Below are 3,471 nucleotides of genomic sequence, written 5' to 3'. Positions count from 1 at the left end.
GTCATGGACTCTCCCCACTTTCGCTCCTATTCATCTTATCGAATCGGATTTATGAATTCAAGGAGGGAGTATCCAGCGATTTCAACGAATTTGTGTCTATCCGTTTTTTAATGATAACAACGCTTCGTGAATGAGTTGAAGTTTTGTTTCCACACGGTGCATCAAATAAAACGACACGAAGATCGGAAAACCTACTTCTTGAATTAACTTCAGCCATTGCTCCATATATTAACCTCCTTGTAAAATAAAAGGCCGCCCCACTTTGCGGGGCAGCCTTTTATGGTATTACACCAGATCCGTTACATTTCGTTCGATTAAACGTGCATTATAAGCATTGGCTAAACCGAATCCATCCACTTCAAAGACTGCGCTTGCAATTACTGCTTGCATACCTGTTTCCACTTCCAGTGCAGTTAAATCCGCACGTGGATCATCGATGGAAACAGAAAGTTTTTTGCCACCAGCTGTTTCAAATTGCATTTCGAGTACTTGTGCCATTTGTTAGTCTCCTCTCTCCATTAGTTTTGGATATTACCTGTTTCAATTTTCTCAGCAGCGATAATCGGAAACGATGAAAAGCTAGATAGTATGCCTGTTAATTCCGATAATTGGTCAGCTGTTGCTGTTTGTTTTACATTGCGGTACGTTTTCGCTTTTTTAATCATTTTTCCATCCTGAGTGAGTCCTGCGTCATACGTTAAACGTACAACCGCTTCTTTGAAATCAACGTTTGCCATGTTGCATCACCTCCTTTCACTCATTACATAGAGAGAAATCAAGAAAAAAGATACATAGGGCGTGTTTTTTTTGCCAAAACCTTCTATAATAGAAGAATCGTGTATAAGAGGTGAGAATGTTGGGCTTAGATGGTTGGTTTTTGTGGTTTATTGTATTTTGGGTATTTGTACTTGCCGGCCTGTTTGCCATTGGTGGCTACTTCATGTTCCGCAAGTTTTTGAAAGTGTTGCCGAAAGATGATGGAAAATCCGTACTTGACTGGGAAGAGCATTACGTTCAGGAGTCTCTACACTTATGGGGAGATCAAGCAAAGTTGATGTTGAATGAGCTGGTCACGCCTGTTCCTGAATTATTCAGACCAGTTGCTAAACAAAAGATTGCGGGTAAAGTGGGTCAAATTGCTTTGGAGGAAAAAGCGACTTCCATTGAGCATGATCATATTATTCGAGGATATATTCAAGCAACACCGAAGCGGGATCATAAATTCCTACGCAAAAAGCTTGAGTCTATGAAAATTGATATGACTCCTTATGAACATTTGTTTTAAACCTAAAAGCGACTCACGTCAGGCCCCCGTGCGGATTGAGCTAAATAGCTAACAATTATAGAAAAAAGCCGACCTATGAAGTAAAGGTCGGCTTTTCTGTGTGATTATGGATGATTTTCTTCTCGAGATTTTTATATTGAATCAGCATCGCAATGCGCCATGGCACTATCATGCCAAAAGCAAGGATCCAGAACATTCCACTTAACTCGCCTACATCAATCGTCGAGCTTAGAATGACTTTTGCAATGACTCTTATAATCAGCAAACCAATTAATATAAAAATAAAGGCTTTCGATTGTTTCAAGTAAATGTTGTTATTTTTCACTTCGAATTTGGACGTCCAAATTAACACCAATGAAAACAGCAAACCTACACCAAGTGCCTCTGCAATTTGCATTGGAGGAACACGGAAATATTCAAATACAAACATCAAAGCCCCTGTAGACATGAACAATGGTGGCAGTATTATTTTCTTCGCACTGACCGGTCTATTCGCAGATTTCGCGCGTACCATCATCACAATTGTACCCATGACCACTGCCATGACGGTTGAACCAATGATTAGCCATTGTGAAGGAATTTGTTTATACAGTTCAAACATTGGATTCCTCCCATTTCTGTAATTCTTGTAATTTTCCTAGTACTTCTTTCACAGGTACGAACCTTGCATACCTTGCATACTCTTTTCCTTGTAACATCAACATGACAACCGGTGCTGTAAATAAACTGAGCTGCCCTGCAAGTTCAGGTACCTCTGCTGCATTCACGACATAAAACGGAATAGACACTTCATCTTCAAGTGCAGCAATTTGCGGATATAACCCTTCACATACCGAGCAGTTCGTCGTTTTCACAAATAGCAGCAGATGCTTYTCGCGTTGAACGACTTCCTGCCATTGTTCATAAGTTGATATGGATTTCATCTTCAACACCACCTCTGCCACATACCATTTATTTTACCTGTTAAAACCCTCGGAAGTCACCAAAAATCGGACTTAATATACGGATGATGTATGTCATCCCATCAAAGAATAGTAATATCCCGACAGCGATCATGACATATCCGCCAATCTTCACGATTTTCGCATTGTGTTTTCGAATCCACCCAAGTCTTGTAATGAATAAGGACAGTACGAAGAACGGAATAGCGAATCCAAGAACATAAGCAAGCATATACCATACACCTGAACCGGGGTTATCTGTAGCCAATACAAACACTGACGCCAAAATCGGCCCCGTGCATGGTTGCCATCCAGCTGCAAAGGCCATTCCTATTAATACCGTCCCTAAATAACCGGATGGTCGGTTTTTAAACTGAATTCTTCGTTCTTTCATTAAAAACTCAGGTTTGAACACGCCCACAACAAGCAGACCAAATAATACGATAAAAATCGCACCAACTTGGCGGATTAATTCTTGGTTCTGCTGGAAAAACGTATAAAACAAACTTGTACTAAATCCGAGTGCAATAAAAATGCTTGAAAAACCAATCAAGAAAAATAGAGTATGCAACATACCTCTTCTTTGCAAAATGCCTCGATTCGTTTTCAATTCATCCAATGTCATGCCAGTTATATAAGAAAGAAATGCTGGATATAAAGGCAGAGTACACGGCGAGATGAAGCTTAAAAATCCGGCTCCAAATGCCAATAGTAAATTGATATCTGTCGTCATCAAAGTCGCTCCTTTACGATACTCCTAACATCGTATCAAATAATCAGTCAAATGACGTCATTATTGCTTGTGACATTTTTTTGTCCAAATGAAAATGCTAGTGACTTTTTAACATTTTTTAAGTATCCAGCTCTTATTTGTTGTCAATCATTGTTAATCTAACTAGTGTGATTTTTTTACAAATACCAGTCTTGATTAACTCTCTACTGGAATATCTATAAATAAGACAATCTTTATAGTCTTTAAGAAAGAATTCGAAGGGAATTAGGAGGAATAATTCTGAAAGCTATTGTGTGTTACAAATATGGTTCACCTGATGTTCTTGAAATGTCAGAGGTGGAAAAACCCACTCCCGAGGACAATCAAGTACTCGTTAAGATTCATGCAGCATCCGTGAACTATGGTAACCTGGTACTTTTGAGAGGAGAACCGTTCTTAGCCCGCTTTGCTTTCGGACTTCTAAAACCCAAATACTCCATACCTGGCGGTGACATAGCGGGTCGTGTTGAAGC

Annotated in this window: 7 protein-coding genes and 1 pseudogene; 2 read left to right on the top strand and 6 right to left on the bottom strand. The window is 39.6% G+C overall.

Going from position 1 to position 3,471, the window contains the following annotated elements:
• Nucleotides 1–96: 96 nt before the first annotated feature.
• Genes AC1DSB_RS16585 through AC1DSB_RS16575 form a run of 3 tightly spaced genes read right to left on the bottom strand, consistent with a single transcriptional unit; the run spans nucleotide 97 to nucleotide 737 of the window.
• A complete protein-coding gene (locus AC1DSB_RS16585; RefSeq protein ID WP_016427162.1) occupies nucleotides 97–225 on the bottom strand; it encodes a YvrJ family protein in 129 nt (42 codons plus the stop codon).
• A gap of 60 nt (nucleotides 226–285) precedes the next feature.
• Nucleotides 286–498 carry a DUF2922 domain-containing protein gene (locus AC1DSB_RS16580; protein WP_016427161.1) on the bottom strand — a complete coding sequence of 71 codons (213 nt, stop codon included), beginning with the start codon at nucleotides 496–498 and terminating at the stop codon, nucleotides 286–288.
• 20 nt (nucleotides 499–518) lie between these two features.
• Complete coding sequence (locus AC1DSB_RS16575; protein WP_016427160.1) at nucleotides 519–737, bottom strand: DUF1659 domain-containing protein; 219 nt, start codon at nucleotides 735–737, stop codon at nucleotides 519–521.
• Between the two features lie 116 nt (nucleotides 738–853).
• On the opposite strand from AC1DSB_RS16575, the gene AC1DSB_RS16570 reads away from it, so the two are divergent.
• On the top strand, nucleotides 854–1,285 hold the full coding sequence (locus AC1DSB_RS16570) for a DUF2621 domain-containing protein (protein ID WP_016427159.1): 432 nt from the start codon (nucleotides 854–856) through the stop codon (nucleotides 1,283–1,285).
• Nucleotides 1,286–1,358: 73 nt separating this feature from the next.
• On the opposite strand, the gene AC1DSB_RS16565 is transcribed toward AC1DSB_RS16570, so the two are convergent.
• The 3 genes from AC1DSB_RS16565 to AC1DSB_RS16555 are packed head-to-tail and all read right to left on the bottom strand — an operon-like array spanning nucleotide 1,359 to nucleotide 2,959.
• On the bottom strand, nucleotides 1,359–1,877 hold the full coding sequence (locus tag AC1DSB_RS16565; RefSeq protein WP_477532907.1) for a CcdC family protein: 519 nt from the start codon (nucleotides 1,875–1,877) through the stop codon (nucleotides 1,359–1,361).
• 1 nt (nucleotide 1,878) lies between these two features.
• Complete coding sequence (locus tag AC1DSB_RS16560; RefSeq protein ID WP_342543662.1) at nucleotides 1,879–2,208, bottom strand: thioredoxin family protein; 330 nt, start codon at nucleotides 2,206–2,208, stop codon at nucleotides 1,879–1,881.
• A gap of 40 nt (nucleotides 2,209–2,248) precedes the next feature.
• Nucleotides 2,249–2,959 carry a cytochrome c biogenesis CcdA family protein gene (locus tag AC1DSB_RS16555; RefSeq protein ID WP_342543661.1) on the bottom strand — a complete coding sequence of 237 codons (711 nt, stop codon included), beginning with the start codon at nucleotides 2,957–2,959 and terminating at the stop codon, nucleotides 2,249–2,251.
• 279 nt (nucleotides 2,960–3,238) lie between these two features.
• Between AC1DSB_RS16555 and AC1DSB_RS16550 the strand changes: the two are divergent.
• Nucleotides 3,239–3,471, top strand: a pseudogene (locus AC1DSB_RS16550) (NAD(P)-dependent alcohol dehydrogenase); the annotation flags it as partial.

The organism is Paenisporosarcina sp. P4_E4_2, assembly GCF_056401595.1.
Note: the sequence above shows the minus strand (reverse complement) of the source record. Positions and strands in the feature narration are given on the sequence as shown.

Bases quoted from the DNA above. Each gene is read 5' to 3' on its own strand.
- AC1DSB_RS16585 (WP_016427162.1), bottom strand. From the start codon at position 225: ATGGAGCAATGGCTGAAGTTAATTCAAGAAGTAGGTTTTCCGATCTTC.
- AC1DSB_RS16555 (WP_342543661.1), bottom strand. From the start codon at position 2,959: ATGACGACAGATATCAATTTACTATTGGCATTTGGAGCCGGATTTTTA.
- AC1DSB_RS16580 (WP_016427161.1), bottom strand. From the start codon at position 498: ATGGCACAAGTACTCGAAATGCAATTTGAAACAGCTGGTGGCAAAAAA.
- AC1DSB_RS16575 (WP_016427160.1), bottom strand. From the start codon at position 737: ATGGCAAACGTTGATTTCAAAGAAGCGGTTGTACGTTTAACGTATGAC.
- AC1DSB_RS16570 (WP_016427159.1), top strand. From the start codon at position 854: ATGTTGGGCTTAGATGGTTGGTTTTTGTGGTTTATTGTATTTTGGGTA.